General features: G+C 58.9%; 4 protein-coding genes. 2 read left to right on the top strand and 2 right to left on the bottom strand.

Features of this window, described 5'->3' with window-relative positions; all coding sequences use genetic code 11:
* Together BM070_RS24980 and BM070_RS23905 are read left to right on the top strand one after the other, a co-directional pair.
* The coding region (locus BM070_RS24980) for a hypothetical protein (protein ID WP_175518609.1) at positions 1 to 411 on the top strand (411 nt) is incomplete at its 5' end.
* A gap of 271 nt (positions 412 to 682) precedes the next feature.
* Complete coding sequence (locus BM070_RS23905) at positions 683 to 1,102, top strand: hypothetical protein (protein ID WP_139223003.1); 420 nt, start codon at positions 683 to 685, stop codon at positions 1,100 to 1,102.
* Here BM070_RS23905 and BM070_RS24715 read toward each other — a convergent pair.
* Positions 1,066 to 1,350 (bottom strand): hypothetical protein, encoded by a 285-nt coding sequence (locus BM070_RS24715; RefSeq protein WP_139223002.1) that lies wholly within the window; start codon positions 1,348 to 1,350, stop codon positions 1,066 to 1,068. The genes BM070_RS23905 and BM070_RS24715 overlap by 37 nt on opposite strands.
* A gap of 88 nt (positions 1,351 to 1,438) precedes the next feature.
* The coding region (locus tag BM070_RS25050; protein ID WP_217648976.1) for a hypothetical protein at positions 1,439 to 1,895 on the bottom strand (457 nt) is incomplete at its 5' end.

Below are 1,895 nucleotides of genomic sequence, written 5' to 3'. Positions count from 1 at the left end.
ATCTCCAACGCCCAGATCCGCCACGCCGCACATGCGCTACCTTTTTCATGGCTGCATGCGCTCGCCCCACCGTTGTCTCCAGGCAGTCCAGGGGAGGGCAAGGACACCCCCCTCATCGCTCAGCTGCTCGCCCTGCAGATCCTGCAGGCCCTGGCCTTGGGCGTGCGCCCGAGGGGCGGTTTTCAGGGGCTGTGGGGGCTGTTCGCGCTGGCTCACCAGGTGGCTCTGCACAACGCGCTGCGCGTGCCCGCGTTGACACACCTGGCTCTCCCTCCAGACCCTCACGCCGCGCTGGCCACGGCCGCCGCCGGCGCCGCGCATTCTCATTTATCGCTGTCCTGGCAGCAGTTTTCTCAAATAGCGCTGCCCGATCGCCAGCAGGGCCCGCGGCCACCTTTAGACAACCCATAGAACCCACCGCAGGGCCTTGATGATCCTCCACCGACCCCGCCCCAAGGAAGGGTCGGTCCAAAGGAGGGCGATTTCACCACCCCAGGGGGGGGTCAACCGACAACGACCACCTGACATGGCCACCAGATCCCCCTCATCGACGTCCACCACCAACGGCTGCGCAGGCGGCTCGATGGCGCCAACCGCCTCAAAGGCCCTGGTTCGGAAAAACCCGCCGATGGCTGCTCTGCAGGGGCCACATCATGGTGTTTTCACACCCCGGAGCTTCACCATGTCTTCCTCTGTCGCCCATCTGCCCGCGCCGGCTGCGCTGCCGCCCATGTCTGCCCTCGATCTGCAGCTCGCGCTGTTCGTCCTCCTGGACCTGGACCGCCGTACCCACGGGTTTTTCACCTCCATCCAGAACGCCGTCCAGCTCGTGCCTAGCCCTCGACCCACCTCCACCTCAAGCACCAGGTCCTGCGCCGGCTCCAGCCCCACCTGGCACCTGGCCATCAACCCCACTGCCGCGCTGCCCCGCACGGTGATCGACGCGATCGACGAGGCATGCGATATCGCCCACCAGCAGTTCATCCTCGGCATCTGGCGCTTCAACGCCCACGCCTGGCAGTCCTGGCAGGTGGCCACCCCATATCACCACGAAGGCCAAACTCCCTATTGTTTCAATGCGCTCACGAAGGCACGGACCTGAGCACCATACTTTTTCTCGCATTCGGCATGCTGCTGCGCTCGAACTGAGTGCGCGGCGATTTGCTGCTCACTCATCATTTCTTGTCTTCGCGCCCACTTTGCAAAAGTCTGCAGGGTTGATACACCAGAGTCGTGGCCAGAGGTCTTTGCTGCACTTACCCAACTTACGGCAACAGTTCCATCAGCCCGGACAGTGAAAGCATCAACGACGCGCACGCCGCTGTATTTCTCAGTCTGATTGCTGTACATGGCTCCAACGCGGATTTCGCAGATCTTCACATTCTTCCCCATATATTAATAGACGCCAAGAGGGTGAGAGGCGATTTTCGCGAACAAATCATTTAACACTCTTAAAATTCACCACCTTCATATAATTATCTATAGGCACAAATACCTTTAATCCCATTTTCTCAAGGGCTTGATAAACCATATTCGCATACACGCCAAGCGCATCCAGCGTCAAATTTCCGATCCAGAACGCTTGCTCGACATTGATCTCCGATCGGACAACATCCATGCCAAGCAAAGATGCAAAGACTTCGCTCTCCACCCTCCCTGGGATAACCACCATGGTCTTTAAAGGGTCAAATATAGGGGCCGGCCGCGCAAAACACGCACGGAGTCGATTAGCCCCCTCATCGTACTCCCGCGATGGACGACCAAAATATATGTATGGCTCAGCGCCCTCAAATACCCATCGGGTAGGATCCACCAAAGATCCGTCATCACATTCTATCCAACCATGCCGAACAACGGATTTTCCATAAAAGATGCTCGACTCATCGACAGCCCCC

Origin of the sequence: Paracidovorax wautersii, from assembly GCF_900113035.1 — a bacterium.
Lineage (GTDB): Bacteria > Pseudomonadota > Gammaproteobacteria > Burkholderiales > Burkholderiaceae_C > Paracidovorax > Paracidovorax wautersii.
The sequence above is the reverse complement of the archived record's forward strand: the minus strand, read 5'-3'. Positions and strand labels throughout refer to the sequence as shown.